The following is a 21,994-nucleotide window of genomic DNA, read 5'->3' as shown; positions in this document are numbered from 1 at the left end:
TCGTTCAACCGGAGACTTCGTCCCGGAAAAGACCGTCGTACGTTCCGCGCCGGCGGATCAGGGTGGCCGCGTCGCCGTCGACGAGAACCTCGGCGGGAAGCGGGCGGGCGTTGTAGACGGACGCCATCGCGAAGCCGTACGCGCCCGCGTCGAGGAAGACGACGTGGTCCCCGGCCTTCGGGAGAGGCAGCGTGCGCTCCTCGGCGAGGATGTCGCCTGTCTCGCAGACGTCGCCCGCGACGTCGAGGAGGCGCGGGGCGCCCGGGGCCGTGCTCACGATGCGCGCACGGTGGTACGCGCCGTAGAGGGCCGGGCGGAGGAGCGTGTTGGAGCCCGCGTCGACGTTGACGAACGTCTTGAGCGGCGTCGTCTTGACCGTGTTCACGCGCGTGATCAGGAAACCCGACGGCGCGACGAGGGAACGCCCCGGCTCGAGCCACAGGGCGGGCTCGTAGCCCGCCGCCGCGACGCCGTCCTTCCAGATCGGCTCGAGCGCGGCCGCGAGCGTCTCGGGGCTCATGACGGTCTCGCCGTCCTTGTACGGGACGCCGATGCCGCCACCGAGGTCGACGAACTCGAGGACGATTCCGAGCTTCTCCTTCAGCTCCTTCGCGAACGCGAGCATCTTGCGGGCCGTCTTCTCGTAGCCGGCCGTGTCCGCGATCTGCGAGCCGATGTGGCAGTGGATGCCCGTGATCGCGACTCCGGGCAGCTCTTTCGCGCGCGCGTACGCCGCGAGCGCATCGCCGCCGTCGAGGTGGACGCCGAACTTCGACTCCGGAATCCCCGTGTTGATGTGATGGAGCGTGTCCGGGTCGACGCCGGGATTGAGGCGGAAGGAGAGCCGCACGGTGCGGCCCGCCTTCACGGCGGCCGCGGACGCCTGCTCGAGCTCGTCGCGCGAGTCCGCGTTCAGGACGGCGCCGAGCTCGATCGTCTTCGTAATCTCGTCGGGCGTCTTCGAGGAGCTCGTGAAGAGGACGTCCGGTCCGCTCCAGCCGGCACGGAGCGCGGTCAGGATCTCGCCGAGCGAGACGACCTCGGGGAACGCGCCCTCGGCGCGCAGGATGCGGCCGATCGCGACGCTGCCGTTCGCCTTGAGCGCGTAGTGCAGCCGGAGCTTCGGGAAGCGCGGCGCGAACGCGGCCTTGAGCGCGCGAAACTGCCCGGTGATCGCGGCCTTGTCGTAGACGTAGAGCGGCGTGCCGAAGCCGGCAGCGAGGCGCGAGACGGCGGAGACGGCAGCGGGGTGGGACGCGCGGTCGTCGCGCAGGGCCTGGAGGCCCTCGTGGAGCGTGTGCGTGGTCACGAGGGCCGATTGTGCCTCACCGCACGACGGTCATCGCGACGTAGCTCCCGTCGCTCGTCCCGGAGCCTGGCGTGGCCCCGTCGTTCACGACACCGTAAGCGACGAAAGACTCCGTGCCCGAGGTGCGCGTGACGCGCGCGAATCCTTTCGAAAGGCCGTACGGGGCGAGGACCGTGTTGACCTGCATCCAGCCGCCCCCCGGCACCGTGACGTCCGTGCCTCCGGCGAGCGCGCCCGTTGCCGCGTCGAAAGCGTCGACGCGGACCGTGATCGCCGTCAGGCCGGGACCGGCGTTGACGACGGCAAGGTTCGAGCGGCTCGCGGCGTCCTGTGTGAGCGCGAAGACCCAGGCCTCCGCCCGGGCCGCACCCGTGGCCGGAACGCCCGTGTAGAAGAGGCCGTAAGCGCCGCCCGACGGCGCGGGCGAGGCGGTGCGAGCGCCCACGAAGCCGGAGGCGGGCGCTCCGCCCGAAGGCGTGAACACGGCCTCGAGAGAGCCGACGATCGTCTTGCCGGGCGCCGAGGGCTCGATGCCTAGGCCCATTCCACGGAAGGCCTGCAGGACCGCCGGGATGATCCGCTGCTCGCGCGGGGCGAGCGTGAGGACGAGGGTCGGGTTCGCGAACGGGACGAAGGAACCCACCGACAGCGTCAGAGTGAGCGAGGCCTGCATCGGCTGGTCGGTCGGGTTCGCGAGCACGATCTCGCTCTGGAACGCGTCGCTCTCGACGAGGACCGGAAGGACCTGTCGTGACGCCGCGCCTGCGGCGCGCACGGCGGGCACGAAGGAGCCGTCGTCCGTCGCGTTGTCGTTGAAGACCGCGTACGCGAGGAACGGCTCCGTCCCGGACACGGGCTCGACGGTCGCCCATGCGTTGGCCATCGCGGCCGCGCGCAGGAGCTGGGGAGCGTTGATCTGCACCCACTGGCCGGCTGCGAGCGTCACGGGGGCGACGGCGAACGTCCGCGCGTCGCCCGCGGTGCCGGAGGTCAAGGTGATCGCGAGCGTGAGGGAACCGGCCGTGCCGGCGTTCACGAGAGCCAGGTTCGTGCGGTCGCCCGGCGTGTCCCGCAGGCCGAAGAGTCGGACCTTGCCGCGGCCCACGTCCCCGGGGCGCGAGCCGGGATACGAGAGGCCCGCGCGGCCCGCGCCCGAGGCCGACGTCGTGCGCGCTCCCGCGAAGGCGACATCGGCCGAGGACAGGCCGGTGAAGACGGCCCCGAGCGTGCCGCCCTGATTGCCGGTGGACGGGATTGCGAGCCCCTTGCCGCGCAGGTAGGCGAGGGCGTCCGCGAAAACCAGTTGCCGTCCCGGGGGGAGCGTCTCGACGACCGTGCCGCTTCCGGAGGCGCCGAGCGCGTACGCGGCCGTGTAGGTGAGGGCGACGGACGCCGGCGTCGCCCCGCGATTCGCGAGCGTGAGCTCCGACGTGAAGTGCGCGCCTGTCGCGCCCGTGACGTCGAGCAGGATCGGGATCGTCCGCGTCGCCGCATACGTCGCGGCGGGGTCCGACTCGAACGAGCCGCTGTCGCACGCGGCGCCCTTCGGACGCGTCGTTCCACGCTCGTCCGTGGCGGTGCAGCCCGCGGACGTGCCGGCGTCGAGGGCGGCGCTGCCCGAGAGGAGCGCGTGTGTGTCGGTCGAGCCGCCGTTGTCGGCGAGCGGCCCCAGCCGCGTGTCGGCGTTCGCGCGGTCCGTGCCGAGCGTGAAGGCGCACGAGCCGTCGGAGTCGACGTTTCCGCCCTGCGAGACGAGGTTCGCCCCGTTCGAAGAGCACCCGCCGAACGTGTTCCCGGCGACGACCGAGTTCACGAAGGTGACTTTCGTCGAGCCGTCGAACGAGTAGTGGCGGAGGGCGCCGCCGAAGCCCGTGTTGTTCGTGACCGTCACGTGCCGGAGCGTGACCGCCATGTTCACGCTCTCGAGCGCGCTCGCTCCCGTGGCCACATTGCCGCTGAGCGTGACGTTCGTGAGGGTGAGCGTCCCGCCGTTTGCGTTGATCCCGCCGCCGCTCCCCGCGGACCAGTTCCCGGCGATCGTGCTGTTCGTGATGGTCGTGGTGCTGCTGTTCAGCTGGAGCCCGCCGCCCTCCGCGTTCGTGATTCCGAGAGCCAGGGCCTCTCCGCCCGTCACCGTGCAGCGGTCCATCGTGAGGGAGCCGCCGGCTCCGCTCCAGATCGCGCCTCCCGCGTTCGCGCGCCCGCCCTCGAGAGCGCAGTTCGTGAGCGTGAGCGTCCCGAGATTCTGGACGAGGCCGCCGAGGAAATTCGCCCCGTAGATCGGGATTCCCGCCGAAACGGCGGCGCCGTTGCGGATCGTCAGGCCCGAGATCCGCGCGGTTCCGTTGATCTCGAAGACGCGCTCGAGTCCGCCGCCGTCGACGATCGACCCCGCGGGGCCCGAACCCGCGATCGTGACGTCCCCCGTGACGTCGAGGTCGCCCTGCGCGGCGGCCGCCTCGCCGACGCCCGGAAGGGTGAGGAGGTAGAGGCCGGCGGGCACGTTGATCGTGTGGGACCCCGCGAGGGCGTTCGCCTCCATGACCGCGGCCCGGAGCGTGCACGCGCCGCCCGCCGCGGCGCAGGCCCCGTTTCCGGGAGCCGCGTCGACGGCGTCCGCCGTGCTGTTCACGTTGAACGTGGCGGATCGGGCCGTGAGAGAAGCGGCGAGGAGAGCCAGAGGAAGGCGGGCGAAGAAAGACACGGCGACCTCTCTTCTGACGTTGTTGTCGGAATCGCGCTAGGATCTTGACCGATGCACGTTGAAGTACGCAAGGTCGGAGACGTCGTGATCGTCGACCTCAAGGGGCGGCTCCTCGCCGGGGTCGGCGACGAGATCCTGCGAAACGTCGTCAACGAGCTCCTCGCCGAGGGCTGGAAGAAGATCCTGCTGAACCTCTCCGGCGTGACCGTGATCGACAGTTCCGGCACGGGCGAGCTCGTCGCGAGCCTGAAGATCTGCGGAAAGTTCGACGCGAGCCTGAAGCTCCTGAACCTGCACGAGAGAGTGCGCAAGAGCCTGCACCTCTCCGAGCTCCTGCCCGTCTTCGAGGTCTTCGACGACGAGACGGCCGCCCTCCATCACTACGCGTAGGGGAGACCCGTGACCTCGCTGCTCCTCGCCGCGGCGCTCGCCGGCTCGCTCGTCACGTCGGCTCCGTGGCCGCGCATCGCGCTGGACCGGGTCGTCGCCGGTCTCACGAGTCCCACGCACGTCGCCGCCGCGAACGACGGGTCCGGACGTCTTTTCGTCGTCGAGCAGCGCGGCCGGGTGCGGGTCGTGAGGAACGGCGTGCTGCAGGGCGCGGCGTTCCTCGACATCTCGTCCCGGGTCAGCTGCTGCAGCGAGCGCGGTCTCCTCTCGATCGCGTTCCCGCCGGGGAGCGGCCCGAAGACCGAGCTCTATGCGAACTACACGGACCTGAACGGCGACACGACTGTTTCACGCTTCCTCGTGCCGGCCGGCTCGAGCGCGGCCAATCCCGCGTCCGAGCAGGTCCTCCTGAAGATCGCGCAGCCCTTCACGAACCACAACGGCGGGCAGATCGCGTTCGGGCCGGACGGCTACCTCTACGTCGGCATGGGCGACGGAGGGAGCTCGGGTGATCCTTTCAACAACGCACAGAGTCCGTCGAGTCTTCTGGGGAAGATTCTGAGAATCGACGTTCTCGGGCGATCGACGTACGCGATCCCGCCCTCGAACCCTTTCTACGGATCTTCGACGGTCCGCCCGGAGATCTGGGCATTCGGCCTCAGGAACCCGTGGCGGTTCTCCTTCGACCGCAAGACGGGCGACCTCTTCATCGGCGACGTCGGGCAGGGCGCCTGGGAGGAAGTCGATTTCCAGCCCGCGGGCGCACCCGGTGGCGCGAACTACGGCTGGCGGGTGACGGAGGGCGCTCACTGCTACAACCCGGCCACGGGCTGCAGCTTTGCCGGGATCACGCTGCCCCTCGCCGAGTACGGACACGTGAACGGCAACTGCTCGATCACGGGCGGCTTCGTCTACCGCGGCCGCGATTTTGCGCGGCTGAACGGGATCCATGTGTTTGCGGATTACTGCAGCGGCCGCGTCTGGGGCATCCGAAACGGAGCCTCGGGCTGGGAGGGCCAGGAGCTCTTGAAGCCGGGCTATGCGCTCACGAGCTTCGGCGAGGACGACGCCGGCGAGGTCTACGCCGTGGACGGAACATCCGGCGTTCTCTACCGCCTCGTGGACGCGGATGGAGCCTCCTCGATCCTCACCGTCCCCTCCGTCGTCGACGTGGAGGGCGCGAGCGGGGCACGCTTCGTCTCGGAGCTCACGCTCGGCAACCGCGGGGCGACGGATGCATCCGTGGCCGTCACGTTCACGGCGTCGGACTTTCTCGGGTCGAGAGGCAGCGGGACGTTCACGACGACGGTTCCCGCGGGCCGGCAGCTCGTCTTCACGGACGCCATCCAGTGGCTGCGGCAGAAAGGCCTCTTCATCCCGATCGGCAACCAGGGCGGGACGCTGCGGCTCGCGTTCTCCGGCATCGTCTCCGGCGACGCGGCGTTCGCGTCCGTGCGGACGCTCGCCGTTCTGCCCGAAGGCCGCGCCGGCCTCGCGTATCCGGCGCTCTCGCCGAACGAGACGCTCGAGGGGCCCGTCGCGCTCTACGGGTTGCGCGAGGATGCTTCCTTCCGAAGCAACGTCGGGCTGCTGAATGCGGGTGATTCCCTGACGGGCGCGGCCGTGACGCTACGCGTGACGGTTCACAGCGGCGCCGCGGGTGACGGGCGCAGCGTGACGCTTCCCGACGCGACGCTCGCGCCCGGACAATGGACGCAACTCAACCGCGTCCTCCAGTCCGCGGGCTACGCGCAGGGCTGGGCGACCGTCGAGCGCGTCGCGGGGGCGGACGCGTTCTACGCGTACGGCGTCGTGAACGACAACTCGACGGGCGACGGCGCGTTCGTCGCGCCGGTCGCGGCCGGCCGGAAGAGCGACCGCCTCATGCTGCCTGTGGCGGTTCATACCGGAGCATTCACGACGGAGCTTTGCCTGACGAACGCGGGGACGACAACAGTCCACTATTCGTTCCCCGGCGGCATCGTCGCGAACGGGGACTTCTTTCTGCTACCGGGCCAGCAGGCATTCATACCGGACGTACTCGCCTCTACCGGGCTTTCCCCGTCGGCAAGGCCGCTCCAGATTTCTTCGAATAGTGGTGCGGCGGCGTTCCACGCGAGCGCGCGCACGTTCTCGACCTCGCCCTTGGGCGGGACGTTCGGCGTGGCGTATCCGGCAATCACACCGTCTCAGGCGGCGGTCTCGGAAACGTGGGTCTACGGCCTCAAGCAGGACGGGCTGTCGCGTTCCAATCTCGCCTTCGGGATCGCCGACCCCCCGATCGGAAGCTCCGGCGGTCCGTCGACTCTTTCACTTTCAATGGACTTCTTCGACGGCGACACCGGACTCTTCAAGGGCACTCGTGCGATCACGCTCGATGCGTCCTTTGCTGACTGGAAACAACTGAATTCGCCGCTCTCGGATCTCGGCATCCGCAACGGCTACGTCCGCATCCGCGCGAACGCCGGAAACGCCTATCCCTTCTTCGCCTACGGCATCGTCAACGACGGCGCCGTGCCGGGGCAGGGCACGGGCGACGGGAGCTATCTCGGGATGGCCTCGGCGAAATAGGCGCCCAGAGGGTGCAGGCGTAGACTTTCCCGCGGTGAGAGGCCGTCTCGTCCGTGCCGCCGTCTTCGTCCTCCTCGCGCCGCTGGCGCTGGGCGGGGCGTTCGGGCACGTCGACGGCATCGAAGCGCTCTCCCACGGAACCCAGCTCTTCGCGCCCGATCACCCGAACCACGCGCCGTTCATCCCGCAGCCCGAGCACGCGTGCGCGGCGTGCGCCGTCGCGAACCTGCTGCCGCCCGCGTCCGCTCCCGTCTTTCTCGCGCCGCCCGCGTCGCGCCCGTCGCCCGAGGCGCTCGCGGATTGCGCGGCCACCGCTCCGGCTCTCCCCTCTGTTTCCGGCCGCTCTCCTCCTTCGGCCGCGTAGACGTTTCTCACGCCCGGACGAGATTCGCCCGGGCATCCGTCAACGCTTCGGAGGGAATTCCATTGAGAGTAGAGAGAAGCGGGCGCGCCGCTCCGCGCCTCGTCCTTTTCGCAGAGATCTTCTTCTTCGCGTTTGCGGCCGGTTCTGCGGCGGCGCAGACGGCCCAGACCGGCAACGTCTTCAACCCGAACATCTCCGTGATCGGGAATGCGCTCGGCTTCGTCGGCCATAACCCGGTCGACAACCAGCCGAGCCTCCAGCTCAAGGAATCCGAAATCGCCCTGCAGGCGATCGTCGACCCGTACGCGCGCGCGGACTTCTTCGTGTCCCTCGACAGCGAGGGCGGTGTCGGGATCGAGGAGGGATACATCACCTTCCTGACGCTTCCCGGCGACTTCATCGTGAAGGCCGGCAAGTTCAAGGCCGCCTTCGGGAAGGTGAATACGGAGCACCCGCACGTCCGCCAGTACGCGGACACGCCTCTCGTGATCCTGAACCTCCTCGGCGGAGAGGGCGGGATCAGCGACGCCGGTCTCTCCGCCGCGAGACTGATCCCGATGCCGTCCGAGATCTTTCTCGAGGCGACCGCGCAGGTCTTCCAGGGCACGACGGAGAACCTCTTCGAGGCCGAGACCCGCAACGACGTCGAGCCGCTCTTCCACCTCAAGGCGTACAAGGACCTTTCGGAATCCACAAACCTCGAGCTCGGCGGCTCGTGGACGCGCGGGAACGGCGTCGAAGGGCCGGGACTCCACACGACGCTCGCCGGCGTCGACGTCTCGTTCCGCTGGAAGCCGCTCCGGCAGGGGCTCTACCGGTCCCTCCTCGTGCGCGGCGAGTGGATGACGTCCGAGCGCGAGATGGCGGCTGGAACGACCGTCCGTGCGGACGGCTGGTACGCCCTCGCTCAGTACCAGCTCGGCCGCCGCTGGAACGTCGGCTACCGGCACGACGAGTCGGACCATGCGGACGACGCGGACCTCCGCGACCGCGGCGACTCGGCGATCCTGACCTTCATGCCTTCGGAGTTCTCGACGGTCCGCGCCCAGTTGCGGCGCAACCGTTACGACCAGCCGGCCGGCCCCGTCACGGCGACGGAGCTCCTCGTCCAGCTCCAGTTCGCCATCGGCGCGCACGGCGCACACCCCTTCTGAGAGAGGAAAGACGATGAAGAGAAGAGAAGAAGACTTTCTTAGAAGGGTGAAGAGCGCCGCCGCAGCGTGCTGCTTCCTCTTCGCGTGTTCCGCCGAGGCGAAGAAGCTGAAGGTCGTCACGACGCTGTCGGACTTCGCGTCGCTCGCCGCCTCCGTCGGCGGCGACCGCGTCGACACCGACGCCCTCGCGAAGGGCTACCAGGACCCGCATTTCGTCGAGCCCAAGCCGTCGTTCGTGCTGAAGCTCCACGACGCGGACGTCCTGATCGTCGCGGGCCTCGAGCTCGAGATCGGCTATCTGCCGCCGCTCCTCGACCAGGCGCGCAACGAGAAGATCCGGCCGACGGGCGCGGGCTATCTCGACGCCTCCGCCGGCTGCGACATCCTCGACAAGCCCGCCGGGCAGGTGACGCGCGCGATGGGCGACGTCCACCCTTACGGGAACCCGCACTACTGGCTCGACCCGGCGAACGGCCGCGTGATCGCCCGGGCGATCGCGGCGAAGCTCACGGCGCTCGACCCCGCCGGCGCCGCCGACTACGCGAAGAACCTCGCGGACTTCGAGTCGAAGCTCAAAGCCGGCGAGGCGCGCTGGGCCGCGCGGCTCGCGCCGTTCAAGGGCGCGAAGATCGTCACGTACCACAGCTCGTGGCCGAACTTCGCGAAAGCGTTCGGCCTCGACGTCGTCGGGTTCCTCGAGCCGAAGCCCGGCATCCCGCCCTCGCCCCAGCACAAGCTCGAGATCATCAACCTCATGAACGCTCAGAAGATCCCGGTCATCCTGATGGAGGTCTACTTCGACAAGAAGGACCCGGACTTCGTCGCGTCGAAGACGGGCGCGACGGTCGTCGTGATCCCGCCCTCCGTCGGCGGCGAACCGGCCGCGAAGGACTACATTTCTCTCTTCGACGTCGACGTCGAGAAGATCGCCTCGGCCCTGGAAAAGAGCGCCCTGGAGAAGAAGAAATGACCGTCTTTGAGATCCTGCTCCCCGCGTTCGTCGCGAGCCTGATCCTCACGGGAATCCACTCCTACCTCGGGATCCACGTCGTGGAGCGGGGGGTCATCTTCGTGGATCTCTCGCTCGCGCAGATCGCGGCGTTCGGGGGAACGGTCGGGTACCTCGCGGGGCACGAGATGCACTCGACGGGCTCGTACGTCTATTCGCTCGTCTTCACGCTCCTCGGGGCCGCGATCTTCGCCCTCACGAAATCGCACGGCAGGACGCGCATTCCGCAGGAGGCGATCATCGGAATCGTCTACGCGGTCTCGGCGGCGTGCGCGGTCCTCGTCATGTCGAAGGCGACGCGCGAGACCGAGCACCTCAAGGAGATGCTCGTCGGGAACATCCTGTCCACGTCCTGGTCCGACCTCGCGAAAACGGCTGTCCTCTACGCGCTCGTCGGAGCGTTCCACTTCGTCTTCCGCGAGAGGTTCCTCCTGATCTCGCGCAACGAAGCCGAAGCGGTCCGCCGAGGCTGGAACGTGAAGTTCTGGGATTTCCTCTTCTACGCGTCGTTCGGGTTCGTCGTCACCAGCTCGGTCGCGATCGCGGGCGTGCTTCTCGTCTTCTCGTTCCTGATCGTGCCTTCCGTCGCGGCGATGCTGTTCGCCGAGCGCATCGGGGTGCGCCTCGCGATCGGCTGGACGATGGGCGTCGTCGTGTCGGCCGTCGGTGTCTGGCTCTCGTTCACGCTCGACCTGCCGACCGGCGCGGCGATCGTCGCGACGTTCGGGGCGGCGCTCCTGGTCCTCGCGGCCGTCCGCCGCTTCGTTCCCGGCCCCTGGAGGACCGCCCCGGCCTAGAATCCGGCCCATGTCGACAAGCAGACGCACGTTCCTCGAAGAAGTCTCCTTCGCATCCCTCATCGCCGGGTTTCCGCTCTCCGCGCAGGCCGCTCTCCAGAAGTACGCGGAGAAGCCGCCCGAGACCGTTCTCCCGAAGGCGCTCCAGCCCGGGATGACGGTCGCAATCGTCACGCCCTCCTCCCCGGGATCGGGCCTCGCCGACACCGACTTCGGGGTCGAGATCGTGAAGGCCCTCGGCTTCAAGCCGAAGGTCTTCCCGCACGTGGGGGAGGCGACCCGCTACCTCGCGGGCCCCGACGAGCACCGCGCGGCCGACATCAACGCCGCGTTCGCGGATCCGTCCGTCGACGGGATCTTCTGCCTGCACGGCGGGTACGGCGCGTCGCGCATCCTCCCGCTCCTCGACTACGAGACGATCAGGAAGAACCCGAAGGTGCTCTGCGGTTACAGCGACATCACGGCGCTCCTGAACGCGATCCACCGCCTCACGGGCCTCGTCACGTTCCACGGCCCCGTCGGCTCGGAAGTGCAGACGGACTACACGCTCGCGTCGTTCCGGAAGGTGCTCATGACGGCGCAGCCCGCGGGCCGCGTGGCCGAGCCGCCCGCGCCAAGGGGACCGCAACGCGAGATCGTCGTCGACAAGGAGAACTGGATCTACAAGCTGGCTCCGGGAAAAGGGAAGGGACGGCTCGTCGGAGGGAACATCAGCGTCTTCTCGACGCTCGTCGGAACGCCGTTCGAGCCCGAGCTCAAGGGCCGCATCCTCTTCCTCGAGGAGGTCGGCGAGGACCCGTACCGCATCGACCGCTGGCTCACGCAGTTCCTCCTCACGGGCAAGCTCTCGGGCCTCGCGGGCGTCGCGCTCGGGAAGTTCGCGCACTGCACGCCCGGCGAGTACAAGCCGAGCTACGGCGGGCAGGGGCAGTGGACGTGGCAGGAGGTCTGCAAGGACCGCCTCGGCAAGCTCGGCATCCCCGTCGTCGCCAACCTGGTCTTCGGGCACGTGCCCGACAAGGCGACTCTCCCGCTCGGCGTCATGGCCGAGCTGGACGGCGACGCGGGCACGCTGACGCTGCTGGAGGCCGCCGTCCGGTGACACGCGCCCGCGCGATCGGCGCCTTGGCTCTCGCCATGGCGCTCGGAATCGGATTCGGATTCGGATTTTCTTTGAAGGGTGAAGAGGGGAAGCGCATCAGCGCGGCCGGGGCGCCTCCCGCCGCAGGGGCCCGACCCCGCGCACTCGAAGAAATCTCCTCCGTCTTCAAATCCTCGATGAGCGAAGCCGGCGCCGTCGGAGCGGGCCTGATCGTCGTGAGAGGGAGCAAGACTCTTCTCTCTTCTTACGTAGGGCTTGCGGATCGCGAGCGCGGGGTTGCGGCGTCGCCCGACATCATCTGGCACTGGGCGTCGATCACGAAGACGTTCACCGCCGTGCGTCTCATGCAGCTGCGCGACCGGGGAAAGCTCGCGCTCTCGGACCCGATCGTGAAGTACGTGCCCGAGCTGCGCGCCGTCCACGACGCCTTCGGCGACGTTTCGGAGATCACGCTGCGCCACCTGCTGTCGCACAGCGCGGGCTTCCGGTCGCCCACGTTCCCGTGGGGCGGGGACAGGGACTGGCACCCGGCCGAGCCGACGCGCTGGGAGCAGGTCGCCGCGATGCTCCCGTACACGGAGATCCTCTTCAAACCGGGCTCGAAGTACTCGTACTCGAATCCCGGCATCGTCTTTCTCGGACGGACGATCGAGGCGCTGACGGGCGACGACTACGAGGTCGCGATGGCCAAGGACGTGTTCAGGCCGCTCGGTCTCTCGAAGGCGTTCTACGACCGCGCGCCCTACGACCTCGAGAAGGATATGGCGCGAGGCTACGAGGGCGAAATCGGGGCCGTGAAGCCGACGCGCGCGAACTTCGACAGCGGAATCACGGTCTCGAACGGCGGCCTGGATGCGCCGCTGCCGGCCCTCGCCGCGTGGCTCGCGTTTCTCGCCGGGGACGGCCCGCAGATCCTGTCGCGCGCGTCGCTCGAGGAGATGTGGACCCCGGTCCTGCCGACGGAAAAGCCGGGGGAGTCGATTGGCCTGTGCTTTTTCCTGCGCGAGGCGGGCGGGACGCGCTGGGTCGGCCACTCCGGAGACCAGAACGGCTTCCGGAGCCGCTTCTGGCTGGACCCGAAGACGAAGGTCGGCTTCGTCGCCGTGATGAACACGAGCGCGACGAAGGGCGGCAAGGACCTCGCGAAGGAGGCCGACGCCCGGCTGTTCGAAGCATTCGTGAAGGCCGCACCCGCGCTCGCCGGGAACTGATGGCCGATACCGACTCGCGCGCGGGCCTCTCGTACGCGACGCGCGAGATCCTCGACTGGGTCGCGAAGGCTCACGCCCCGCACGACGCGGCGGCGGGGCGCGCGTTCGACGCGCCGGCCGCGCACGGGATGCCCGCGATCCAGCTCGGCCCGTCCGAGGCGAAGGCGGTGGCTCTCCTCCTGAAGCTCGCGGGAGCGAAGAAGGTCGTCGAGGTCGGGACGCTCGCGGGCTACTCGGCGCTCGTCATGGCGCGGGCGCTGCCCGGGGACGGGCACCTCTGGACGATCGAGTACGAACCGAAGCACGCGCGCGTCGCGCGCGGGAACCTCGAAGCGGCGGGCCTCGCCGGGCGCGTCACGGTCCTCGAGGGCGCGGGCCTCGACGTCCTGCCCACGCTCGAGGCGCTCGGCCCCTTCGACGCCGTCTTCATCGACGCCGATAAGCGGAACTACGACGGCTACGGCCGCTGGGCGGCGAAGAACGTCCGGAAGGGCGGCCTCCTGATCGGCGACAACGCGTTCCTTTTCGGGCGGCTTCTCGAGGATTCGGAGGAGGCTGCGGCGCTGCGCCGATTCCACGAAGACGCCCGCGAAGCCTTTGATACGGTTTGCCTTCCGACGCTGGACGGGCTGTTGATCGGCCTTCGCCGCTGACCCTTCCGGCCCCGGGGGGATTCAAACGCATCGGTTTCCCTTCTTGTACCGGGGAGTTACATTCGACTCGTATGACGAACGACTGGAAAGACCGCTTCAGCTGGAAGATTTCATCCATCGAAGACGCCATCCGGACGATCCCGCCCGGGCGTCGCATCCTCATCGGCTCGGGCGCGGGCGAGCCGCAGAAGCTCGTCGAGGGCCTCGTCGAGCACGGCACGCACCTGCGCAACAACGAGATCGTCCACCTCATGACGCTCGGCAAGGCGCCGTACGTCGCGGCGGGCCTCGAGCAGCGCTTCCGCCACATGGCCTTCTTCATCGGGGCCAACGTGCGCGGCGCCGTGCAGGAAGGGCGGGCGGACTTCCTGCCCGTGTTCCTGTCCGAGATCCCGACGCTCATCTCGACGGGCCGCGTCGGGATCGACGTCGCGCTCATCCAGGTCAGCCCGCCGGACCGGCACGGATACGTCAGCCTCGGCGTCTCGGTGGACATCGTGCGCGCGGCCGTGGACACGGCGCCGCTCGTCCTCGCCGAAGTCAACCCGCAGATGCCGAGGACGCTCGGCGACTCGTTCCTGCACGTGGACCGCATCGCGCACCTGATTCCCGTCGACGAGCCGCTCCTCGAGCTCGCCTCCGAGGCGCCGGACGACGTCTGCCGCCAGATCGGCCTCCACGCGGCGAGCCTCATCCCGGACGGCGCGTGCCTTCAGATGGGCATCGGCCGCATCCCGGACGCCGTCATCAGCGCGCTCGCCGACCGCAACGACCTCGGGATCCACACGGAGATGATGTCCGACGGCGCGATGCGCCTCATCCAGTCGGGCGTCGTGACCGGGCGGCGCAAGAAGCTCCTCCCCGGCAAGGCCGTGACGAGTTTCATCATGGGATCGCGCGAGATGTACGCGTGGGTGCACGACAACCCCGGCATCGAGATGCGCCCCTCGAGCTTCACGAACGACCCGTTCCAGATCTCGCGCAACGACGACATGGTCGCGATCAACTCGGCGCTTGCCGTGGACCTCACGGGCCAGGTCGCCGCGGACTCGATCGGGACGCGCTTCTTCTCGGGCATCGGCGGGCAGGTGGACTTCATCCGCGGCGCGGCGCGCAGCAAGGGCGGCCGCCCGATCATCGCGCTGCCGTCGACGGCCAAGGACGGCACGGTCAGCCGGATCTGCACCGTCCTGGCGGAAGGGGCCGGCGTCGTCACGAGCCGGGGCGACATCCATTACGTCGTCACGGAATACGGCGTCGCCGACCTCTGGGGCAAGAACATCCGCCAGCGCACGATGGCGCTCATCGGGATCGCGCACCCGGACTTCCGGGGCGAGCTCCTCGCCACCGCGCGCCAGCGCCGGTTCATCTTCCCGGGCTGAGGCTCAGCCCGCGGCGGCGGCGTTCCGCCGGGCGTCCTGGGCGGCCCGGAACGCGACGACGAGAAGGGCCTCGGCGATGTCCTCGAGGCTCACGAGGCCGAGATACGCCCCGCCGCGGGTGACGGCGGCGACCCGCTCGCCCTTCTCCGCGAGAAGCCGTCGGACGGCGTCGAGGGGCGTGTCCGCTTCGACGTGCGGAACGTCGCGCTTCATGACCCTCGTCACGTACGCGTCGTGCATCTCCGTCGCCAGGGACTTCAGGACGTCTTCGCGCGTGACGACGCCGAGGAACGTCGAGCCCTGCAGGACGGCGAAGTCGGGCTGGTAGCTCGTGAGGATGTAGTCCACGACCCCCCCGACCGTGTCGCCGGGTGCGAGCGCGATCGCGTGCTTGTTGTACGCGTCGCCCACGCGCAGCGTGCCGAGGACGACGCGCGACTGCTCGTCGGCGCGCTCCTGGCCTGCCCCGAGGAAGACGAAGACGGCGATGAGGGCGAGGAAGAAGTTGCCGGCGACGAGCCCCCAGAGGCCGAGGCCGACCGCGACGATCTGCCCGACGGCCGTCGCGACGCGCGTCGCCGGCCCGAAGCCCATCGCCATCCAGAGGAGCGCGCGCAACACGCGGCCGCCATCCATCGGGAACGCCGGGATCATGTTGAAGACGAACAGCATCACGTTCACCGAGAGAAGCCAGAGGAGAGCCGTCTCGGCGGACGGCGCTCCCTTCAGCCGAGCCGCAAGGCCGGCCGCGTCGAGCGGCCCGAGCGCCGCGCCCGCGACCCCGAGGAGCACGCCCGCGATCGCGACGTTCACGAGCGGGCCCGCGACCGAGATCAGGAGCTCGTGAACGGGCTTCTCCGGATTTTTTTCCATTCGCGCGACGCCGCCGATCGGGAGAAGGACGATTTCCCTGACGGGAAGACCGAACGCTCTTGCGACGAGGCTGTGCCCGAGCTCGTGGAGGACGACGCAGACGAAGAGCGCGCCCATGAGGGCCGCGCCGAAAGCGGCGCCGGCGGCGCCGTGGGGAATCCCCCACTGGACAGCGCCGATCACGAAGACGAGGCCGAACGTGACGTGGAGCTTGATCTCGATGCCGGCGATCGTCGCGATGCGGGTGCCAGACGTCACGAGGACGCTTCCTTTCGGGCGCTCCGCCGCGTCGCGACGAGCGACGCGGCGACGCTGACGCCGAGCACGAGGCCGATCACGCCGAGGGAGATCCCGACGGGTACCTTGAAGAACTCGGCGAGAGCCATCTTCAGGCCCACGAAGACGAGGATCGCGGAGAGGCCGAGCTTCAGGTAGACAAAGCGGTCCATGACGCCCGCGAGCAGGAAGTAGAGCGAGCGCAGGCCGAGGATCGCGAAGACGTTCGAGGTGTAGACGAGGAACGGGTCCGACGTCACCGCGAAGATCGCGGGCACCGAGTCCACCGCGAAGACGAGATCCATGCTCTCGACGACGAGCAGGACGAGGAAGAGCGGCGTTGCGAAGAGCCGGCCGTCGCGACGGGTGAAGAACTTCTGTCCGTCGTAGTCGTTCGTGACCGGGAAGAGCCGGCGCGCGAGCCTCACGAGAGGGTTCTTCTCGGGGTGGAGCTCGGCGTTGTCGTGGAAGGCCATCTTGATTCCCGTCACGACGAGGAACGCGCCGAAGACCCACACGAGGAAGTGGAACCTCGCGAGGAGGAACGACCCGGCTCCGATGAGCGCGCCTCGCATGACGAGCGCGCCGAGGATTCCCCAGAAGAGGACGCGGTGCTGATACAGGGCCGGCACGGCGAAGTAGGAAAAGATCAGCGCGATCACGAAGATGTTGTCGACGCTGAGGGACTTCTCGATCAGGTAGCCCGCGAGGTACTGGAGAGCGGGGTCCTTTCCCTCGAGCCACCAGATTCCGCCCCCGAACGCGAGGCCGAGAGCGATCCAGACGACGCTCCAGCCGGCGGCCTCCTTGACCGAGACGGCGTGAGCCTTGCGGTGAAAGACACCCAGGTCCAGCGCCAGAAGGACGAGGACGAAGACGTTGAAGGCGATCCAGGCGGCGGGTCCGTGCATCGGGGGATTCTACGAACGGTCCCTCCTTTTGGACTTCCGCCCCGCCCGGGATCCAGAACCTTTTGCCGCGGGCTGCGTCTTCTTCCTTCAGAGGAACTCATGCGCCAGCATCCGGCCGCCCCCCTCGCCCTCTGCGTTCTGGCCGCCTTCGCTTTGCCCGCCGCCGCCTCCCTCCCGTCCCGGGACGTCTCGACGACCCTGCCGCTCGCGGCCGGGGAGACCGTCCGGGTCGACACCTACAAGGGCAGCGTCAAGGTGATGACGTGGGATCGCGCCGAGGTCGCCGTCGAGGCCCGGATCGAAGCCGACGACAGCTGCGGCTCGGCGAAAGACCTCGCGAAGTGGGTCGACCAGACGAAGGTCGTGATCGAGAAGCGCGGCGGCGCGGTCTCGATCAAATCGGACTACGACGCGCTCGAGGAGGTCTCGAGCTGGTTCGGCTCATGCACGTCCCGCCCGTTCGTGCGCTACACGATTCACATGCCGAAGGGCGCCGCGCTCCGGATCAAGGACTACAAGTCCGACCTCATCGTGAAGGACCTGACCGCCGACCTCGACGTGAACACGTACAAGGGCCACCTCGACGTGATCGGGCTCTCCGGCGGGCTCAGAGTCGAGACGTATAAGGGTGACGTGAACGCCGGGATTGTCCGCCTCCTGGGCGAGGTCCACGCCGAAACGTACAAGGGCTCCATCGTGCTGCACCTCCCGGGCGCGGCGGCCTTCGAGCTCTCGGCCGAGACCGGCCGCCGCGGCGGATTCCGCTCGGATTTCGAGACGCCGGCGGATTCCCGCGGACGGCGGCGGGGGCTCTACGCCTCCGGCACTGTGAACGGCGGCGGGCCGCGCGTGAGCCTGAAGACGGACAAGGGCAGCCTCGCCCTCCGCAGGGGCTGAGCTTCGGCCCTTCGGCCCCGTAACCTTTCGTCCGGTCCCCCGTCATACTCGCGTGGACGCTGTCGCCAGGGAGCGGGAGGGGTGCGTGGAGCCGGACGGGATCAGCCCCGATCAGGAAGCGGATCTCGAGGCGCTGGAGCAGGTTCGGCGCGGGGACGAGGCCGGGGCGACCCGCCTCTTCCAGCGCTGGTCCGGCCCCGTCCTGAAGTTCACCGGCCGCATGCTCGGAAACGCGGCCGACGCCGAAGAGGTCACGCAGGACGTCTTCCTGAAGGTGATCGCGCGGGCGAACCAGTACGACGGCCGGGCGTCCGTCGCCTCGTGGCTCTTCGCGATCGCCGCGAACGCCTGCCGCGACCGCCTGCGCCGGAGCACCCGCCGGCCGACGGTGCCGCTCGACGCGGTCGCCGAGGCGGCGCAGCCCGAGATTCCCGTGGACCTGCGCCTCGTCGAGAGGCAGAGGCGCGCCGCCGTGCGCCGCGCGCTCGCGCGCCTGTCCGACGAACAGCGCGAGGTCCTCGTCCTGGCCCGCTACCACGGGCTCCCGTACGCCGAGATCGCCCGCTCGCTCTCGATCAGCGAGGGGGCCGTCAAGACCCGGATTTTCCGGGCGATGGAGACGCTGAAGACCCTGTTCTCCGAAGGAGAGACCCCATGGAATGCCGCGAGTCACTGAAGGTCCGTGAGTTCGTCCTCGCCCGCCTGGCGGGCGAGAGCGCCGGGGACGGCGCCGCCGCGCTTGCGGCGCACGTCGCCGGCTGCGCCGCGTGCGCGGCGATCGCCGCCGACATGGAGTCCGTGTGGGCCCGCCTCGGGGACGACGACGCATCCGACCTCGCCGTGAGCCCCTCCTTCGAGGCGCGGACGACGGCGACGCTGGCCGCCGAGACGCGGCGGCGGACGAACGTGCGCCCCTTCGCGCCGCGCGGCGCCGACTCTCCGCTCCTGAAGGTCGCGGCCGTTCTCATGGCGGGCGTCGCGGGGTTTTTCCTCGCGCGCGCCTCGGGCGGCGGCGCCCTTCCGGGCTCGACCGCCTTCCAGCCCACGCCCGCCCCGTACCGGGGCGGCGAGAACGTCTCGCTCGTGGCCAACCGGACGCTGGACGCGTCCCGGGCGGCGCTGGACCTCTCGGGCAAGCCGCGCCTCGCGAACGTCGCCTACGTGCCCGCCGACGCGGCGGGCCGCGTCGCCGTCTCCTTCGACGTGACGACCCGCTACACGGTCGTCGGCAAGCCCGAGGATCAGGCCGTCGCGAACCTCCTCGTGTCGCTCGTGTCCGGCGCCGCCGGATCCGAGGGCGCAAAGGGCAAGGCGCTCGATCTCATGTCGGAAGGGGCGCGCGGGGGCGCGCCCGTGTCGCCCGAGATCGTGACGCTCCTCCGGCGCACGCTCGAGACCGACAAGAACCCGGGAGTCCGCAAGAAGGCCGCCGAGGCGCTCGCGCAAATGCCGCCGACGCCCGAGACGCGCGACGCTCTCGCCGCCGCGCTCAAGAACGACGTGAACCCCGCCGTCCGCATCCTCGCCGTCGAGGGGCTCGCGAGGGCCGCCGCCGTCCTCAAGGACGCGTCCTCCATCGAGAGCCTGAGGCAGAAGGCGGCGGACGACCGCGAGAACGGCTACGTCCGCAGCCAGGCCGCGCTCGCGCTCTCGAAGATCGAGATCTGAAGACACCTTTTCGGTATTGGAGCGTCTCTTTCACATGAGCACGAACTTCGCATCCACCCGTGAACACCCGCGCCGCGAGGGTCGCGCCCTCGTCTGGGCGCTCGCGATCGCCGCCCTCGTTCTCCTCTCGCTCGCGGCCGGACTGAAGGCCGAGGCCAGGGGAGGAAACGCAAAGGCGAGCCGCACGGAGACGTTCAATGCCTCGGGCGACCTGAAATCCCTCGCCGTGGAGACGGTCAACGGCCGGGTCGAGATCGTGGCCGGGACGGCCTTCCGGGCCGACGTCGAGGTCGCGGCCTGGGGCGCGACGGACGGCGACGCGAAAAAGAATCTCGGCGACGTCAAGGTCCGCTTCGAGAACGAGAACGGGAACCTCTCGCTCTACACGGAGGAGCCTGGCGTCACGATCCGGCGCTCGGGCCGGGGCTGGAACGTGCAGAGCCGCGGCGACGACCAGTGGAGGAGCGAGACGAAGTACCGCGTCACCGTGCCGGCCTCCATGTCGGTGCAGGTCTCGGCGGTGAACGGCGGCGTGAACGTGACGGGCGTCTCGGCGCCGGTCGAGCTCACGACGGTGAACGGGATGATCACGCTCGCGGGCGGCCGCCGCGACGCGAAGCTCAACACCGTGAACGGCACGATCGTCGCGAGATTCACGGAGCTTCCGAAGGGCGCGAACCTGGACGTGCGGACGGTGAACGGCGGAATCGCGCTCACGCTGCCCGCGAAGGCCGGGTTCCGGCTCGAGGGCCACACGATGAGCGGCGAGATCCTCTCGACCTTCTCCCTCCCGACGCCGGCGCCCGAAGCCGTGCGCGAACGCGACGAGACAACGGCCGAGCGCGAGCGCATCCGCGCCGAACAGAGGAAGCTCCGCGACGAGATCCGCAGGAAAGAGAAGGAAGGAGAGAAGTCCCGGAAGAGCAAGGACGGCGGCGAGGACGTCGTGATCGACCTCTCGGAGCTGAACGAGACGATGGCCGAGCTCAACCGCGAGATGGCCGACCTCGGCCGCGAGATCTCGCGCAGCATCACGGTGAACCTGAACCGCGCCTACGAGGGCACGGTCGGGGACGGCGGCGCCACGGTGCGCGTCTCGAACCTGAACGGGAGGATCCTCGTCCTTGCGGAAGGCACCACCGAAGCCCAGGCGAAGCGCCTCACCTCGCCCCGCGCGACGCACGTGGTCACGGTCCCGCCGATGCCGAGCATGCCGCGCATCGTCGTGCGCGAGCGCTCGATGGCGGCTCCGGAGCCGCCGCCGCTGCCGCCGGTCGCGGGAGTCGCTCCGGTCGCTCCGCTTGCTCCGATCCCGCCCGACCCGTGGGGGCGCTCGATTACCGTGGGCGACGTCGCGGGCGACTACGCGCCGCCGATCGCCTCGGGCGACGTCACGGTGGGCAAGGTCTCCGGCCGCGTCACGATCACGAGCCGCTCCGGCCAGATCCGCCTCCGGGGGGCGGGCAAGGGCGCCGAGGTGTCGACGGCCGGCGGCGACATCCGTGTCGAATCCGTGACGGGCGACCTCAAGGCCACGACGTTCGGCGGCGACATCCGGGCGGGCTCGGTGAGCGGCGACGCGCGGCTCGAGACGAGCGGCGGCGATGTCGTCGTCCGCTCCGCGGGAGGCGCCGTGACCGCGCGCACGGGCGGCGGCGACGTCGTCCTGAGGAAGGTGCGCGGGCCCGTCACGGCGCGCACGTCCGGCGGCTCGATCACGTGCGAGATCACGAGCACGGGCGGCGCCGCAGGCGAGCTCTCGACGAGCGGCGGGGACGTGACCGTGACGCTGCCCGCGAACGTCAGGGCCGACGTGGAGATCCATGTGACGGGGGGCGAGGTGGATCCCGACTCCATCGCCTCGCAGTTTCCGGAGATCTCGGTCGCGCGGCGGTCCGGCCACCTTCTGGGCGAGGGACGCCTGAACGGAGGCGGGGCCAAGCTCGTGATCCGGTCGACGTCGGGCGTCGTGACGGTCAAGAAAGGCCCCTCGGTCTGACGGTCCGGGATCGGGCCTGGCCTGCGACTTTGTCCGAGGATTCCGTCCCGGCCCGGATTTGCGTAGAATTCGGGTGTTCATGGGTACGGTTTCCACCCCCTCGAATCCGCGGCAGCCGGGCTCCCGCACTCCGTCCGGCGCGACGCCGGCGGGCGGTTCGCCTCCCCTCGCCGGTCCGGGGACGAACACGACGTCACGCTTCCGCTTCGGCGAGGACAAGCACACGTCGATGGGCCCGTCGGGCACGGCGATCCTTCTGACGATCCTCGCCGTTGCCGTCGGCGCGTGGCTCTACTTCAAGGCGCCGTCCACCGTTGGAGAGCAGAGCCTCCAGAAGTACACGGGCTTCGAGGCGAACATGGAGAGCGTCGTGATGAGGAACTGCCAGCCACCGGGCTGCGCGGCGATCTACCTCACCCCGGCGGTCGGCAAGAAGTCCCAGGAAGCGCTTCAGGGCGCGATCGCGCTGTCGACCCAGCTTGCCGAGGACGGGATCGAGTGTTTCATCGTCTTCGGCGGGGAGCCGATCGCGGACGCCGTCAAGCGCGCCCGCGGCATCCGGCGGCCCGTCGTCTTCGATCCGGGCGGCGACTGGGGCCACGACTCGGGCATCGAGAAGGCGCCGTACTGGATCGCGTGGCGCACCGGCGGCAAGGTTCGCCTGCGCAGTCCGGAACCGGTTTCTGCGAGCGACATGGCCTCCGCCATCCGCTGACGCGAAGGA

18 protein-coding genes and 1 pseudogene are annotated in these 21,994 nt (G+C 69.5%); 15 read left to right on the top strand and 4 right to left on the bottom strand.

Features of this window, described 5'->3' with window-relative positions; all coding sequences use genetic code 11:
- Positions 1–4: 4 nt before the first annotated feature.
- The gene (gene lysA, locus IPL89_15675; GenBank protein MBK9064611.1) at positions 5–1,309 is read right to left on the bottom strand and encodes a diaminopimelate decarboxylase; all 1,305 of its coding nucleotides are present in this window, start codon (positions 1,307–1,309) and stop codon (positions 5–7) included.
- A gap of 16 nt (positions 1,310–1,325) precedes the next feature.
- Complete coding sequence (locus IPL89_15670) at positions 1,326–4,013, bottom strand: right-handed parallel beta-helix repeat-containing protein (GenBank protein MBK9064610.1); 2,688 nt, start codon at positions 4,011–4,013, stop codon at positions 1,326–1,328.
- A 51-nt stretch (positions 4,014–4,064) separates the two neighbouring features.
- Between IPL89_15670 and IPL89_15665 the strand changes: the two genes are divergently transcribed.
- The 10 genes and pseudogenes from IPL89_15665 (at position 4,065) to IPL89_15620 (ending at position 14,646) form a co-directional block, all read left to right on the top strand.
- The gene (locus IPL89_15665) at positions 4,065–4,403 is read left to right on the top strand and encodes an STAS domain-containing protein (protein MBK9064609.1); all 339 of its coding nucleotides are present in this window, start codon (positions 4,065–4,067) and stop codon (positions 4,401–4,403) included.
- An 18-nt stretch (positions 4,404–4,421) separates the two neighbouring features.
- Positions 4,422–5,531 (top strand): annotated as a pseudogene (locus IPL89_15660) (PQQ-dependent sugar dehydrogenase).
- 1,477 nt (positions 5,532–7,008) lie between these two features.
- Entirely contained in the window at positions 7,009–7,338 is a 330-nt protein-coding gene (locus IPL89_15655) for a hypothetical protein (protein MBK9064608.1), read from the top strand.
- A gap of 62 nt (positions 7,339–7,400) precedes the next feature.
- Complete coding sequence (locus IPL89_15650; protein MBK9064607.1) at positions 7,401–8,492, top strand: hypothetical protein; 1,092 nt, start codon at positions 7,401–7,403, stop codon at positions 8,490–8,492.
- 13 nt (positions 8,493–8,505) lie between these two features.
- Positions 8,506–9,462 carry a zinc ABC transporter substrate-binding protein gene (locus tag IPL89_15645; GenBank protein MBK9064606.1) on the top strand — a complete coding sequence of 319 codons (957 nt, stop codon included), beginning with the start codon at positions 8,506–8,508 and terminating at the stop codon, positions 9,460–9,462.
- A complete protein-coding gene (locus tag IPL89_15640) occupies positions 9,459–10,298 on the top strand; it encodes a metal ABC transporter permease (protein ID MBK9064605.1) in 840 nt (279 codons plus the stop codon). Before IPL89_15645 ends, IPL89_15640 begins: the two co-directional genes overlap by 4 nt.
- Positions 10,299–10,452: 154 nt before the next feature.
- Positions 10,453–11,400: an LD-carboxypeptidase gene (locus tag IPL89_15635; protein MBK9064604.1), complete on the top strand. Its 948-nt coding sequence runs from the start codon at positions 10,453–10,455 to the stop codon at positions 11,398–11,400.
- The gene (locus tag IPL89_15630; GenBank protein MBK9064603.1) at positions 11,397–12,611 is read left to right on the top strand and encodes a beta-lactamase family protein; all 1,215 of its coding nucleotides are present in this window, start codon (positions 11,397–11,399) and stop codon (positions 12,609–12,611) included. The genes IPL89_15635 and IPL89_15630 overlap by 4 nt, the downstream gene beginning before the upstream one ends.
- Positions 12,611–13,264 carry an O-methyltransferase gene (locus IPL89_15625; protein MBK9064602.1) on the top strand — a complete coding sequence of 218 codons (654 nt, stop codon included), beginning with the start codon at positions 12,611–12,613 and terminating at the stop codon, positions 13,262–13,264. Before IPL89_15630 ends, IPL89_15625 begins: the two co-directional genes overlap by 1 nt.
- 71 nt (positions 13,265–13,335) lie before the next feature.
- Positions 13,336–14,646: an acetyl-CoA hydrolase/transferase family protein gene (locus tag IPL89_15620; protein ID MBK9064601.1), complete on the top strand. Its 1,311-nt coding sequence runs from the start codon at positions 13,336–13,338 to the stop codon at positions 14,644–14,646.
- Between the two features lie 3 nt (positions 14,647–14,649).
- On the opposite strand, the gene IPL89_15615 is transcribed toward IPL89_15620, so the two are convergent.
- Together IPL89_15615 and IPL89_15610 are read right to left on the bottom strand one after the other, a co-directional pair.
- Positions 14,650–15,777, bottom strand: a complete 1,128-nt coding sequence (locus tag IPL89_15615) for a site-2 protease family protein (protein MBK9064600.1) — start codon at positions 15,775–15,777, stop codon at positions 14,650–14,652.
- Positions 15,774–16,706 (bottom strand): TerC family protein, encoded by a 933-nt coding sequence (locus tag IPL89_15610; protein MBK9064599.1) that lies wholly within the window; start codon positions 16,704–16,706, stop codon positions 15,774–15,776. Before IPL89_15610 ends, IPL89_15615 begins: the two co-directional genes overlap by 4 nt.
- Before the next feature lie 99 nt (positions 16,707–16,805).
- Between IPL89_15610 and IPL89_15605 the strand changes: the two genes are divergently transcribed.
- The 5 genes from IPL89_15605 (at position 16,806) to IPL89_15585 (ending at position 21,985) form a co-directional block, all read left to right on the top strand.
- A complete protein-coding gene (locus tag IPL89_15605; protein ID MBK9064598.1) occupies positions 16,806–17,603 on the top strand; it encodes a hypothetical protein in 798 nt (265 codons plus the stop codon).
- 52 nt (positions 17,604–17,655) lie between these two features.
- Positions 17,656–18,279, top strand: a complete 624-nt coding sequence (locus IPL89_15600; protein ID MBK9064597.1) for an RNA polymerase sigma factor — start codon at positions 17,656–17,658, stop codon at positions 18,277–18,279.
- A complete protein-coding gene (locus tag IPL89_15595; GenBank protein MBK9064596.1) occupies positions 18,258–19,271 on the top strand; it encodes a HEAT repeat domain-containing protein in 1,014 nt (337 codons plus the stop codon). Before IPL89_15600 ends, IPL89_15595 begins: the two co-directional genes overlap by 22 nt.
- Positions 19,272–19,305: 34 nt before the next feature.
- A complete protein-coding gene (locus tag IPL89_15590) occupies positions 19,306–21,270 on the top strand; it encodes a DUF4097 family beta strand repeat protein (GenBank protein MBK9064595.1) in 1,965 nt (654 codons plus the stop codon).
- Positions 21,271–21,349: 79 nt separating this feature from the next.
- Positions 21,350–21,985, top strand: a complete 636-nt coding sequence (locus IPL89_15585; GenBank protein ID MBK9064594.1) for a hypothetical protein — start codon at positions 21,350–21,352, stop codon at positions 21,983–21,985.
- Positions 21,986–21,994 lie beyond the last annotated feature (9 nt).

It is taken from the genome of Acidobacteriota bacterium (genome assembly GCA_016716715.1).
In the GTDB taxonomy this organism is placed as follows: Bacteria; Acidobacteriota; Thermoanaerobaculia; order UBA5066; family UBA5066; genus Fen-183.
This window is presented reverse-complemented; position numbering and strand designations above follow the sequence as displayed.

What these genes read in the sequence shown, in the direction of transcription:
- IPL89_15640 (MBK9064605.1), top strand. Translation starts at nt 9,459, where the DNA reads ATGACCGTCTTTGAGATCCTGCTCCCCGCGTTCGTCGCGAGCCTGATC.
- IPL89_15610 (MBK9064599.1), bottom strand. Translation starts at nt 16,706, where the DNA reads ATGCACGGACCCGCCGCCTGGATCGCCTTCAACGTCTTCGTCCTCGTC.
- IPL89_15605 (MBK9064598.1), top strand. Translation starts at nt 16,806, where the DNA reads ATGCGCCAGCATCCGGCCGCCCCCCTCGCCCTCTGCGTTCTGGCCGCC.
- IPL89_15590 (MBK9064595.1), top strand. Translation starts at nt 19,306, where the DNA reads ATGAGCACGAACTTCGCATCCACCCGTGAACACCCGCGCCGCGAGGGT.
- IPL89_15635 (MBK9064604.1), top strand. Translation starts at nt 10,453, where the DNA reads ATGACGGTCGCAATCGTCACGCCCTCCTCCCCGGGATCGGGCCTCGCC.
- IPL89_15595 (MBK9064596.1), top strand. Translation starts at nt 18,258, where the DNA reads ATGGAATGCCGCGAGTCACTGAAGGTCCGTGAGTTCGTCCTCGCCCGC.
- IPL89_15645 (MBK9064606.1), top strand. Translation starts at nt 8,506, where the DNA reads ATGAAGAGAAGAGAAGAAGACTTTCTTAGAAGGGTGAAGAGCGCCGCC.
- IPL89_15665 (MBK9064609.1), top strand. Translation starts at nt 4,065, where the DNA reads ATGCACGTTGAAGTACGCAAGGTCGGAGACGTCGTGATCGTCGACCTC.
- IPL89_15620 (MBK9064601.1), top strand. Translation starts at nt 13,336, where the DNA reads ATGACGAACGACTGGAAAGACCGCTTCAGCTGGAAGATTTCATCCATC.
- IPL89_15625 (MBK9064602.1), top strand. Translation starts at nt 12,611, where the DNA reads ATGGCCGATACCGACTCGCGCGCGGGCCTCTCGTACGCGACGCGCGAG.
- IPL89_15585 (MBK9064594.1), top strand. Translation starts at nt 21,350, where the DNA reads ATGGGTACGGTTTCCACCCCCTCGAATCCGCGGCAGCCGGGCTCCCGC.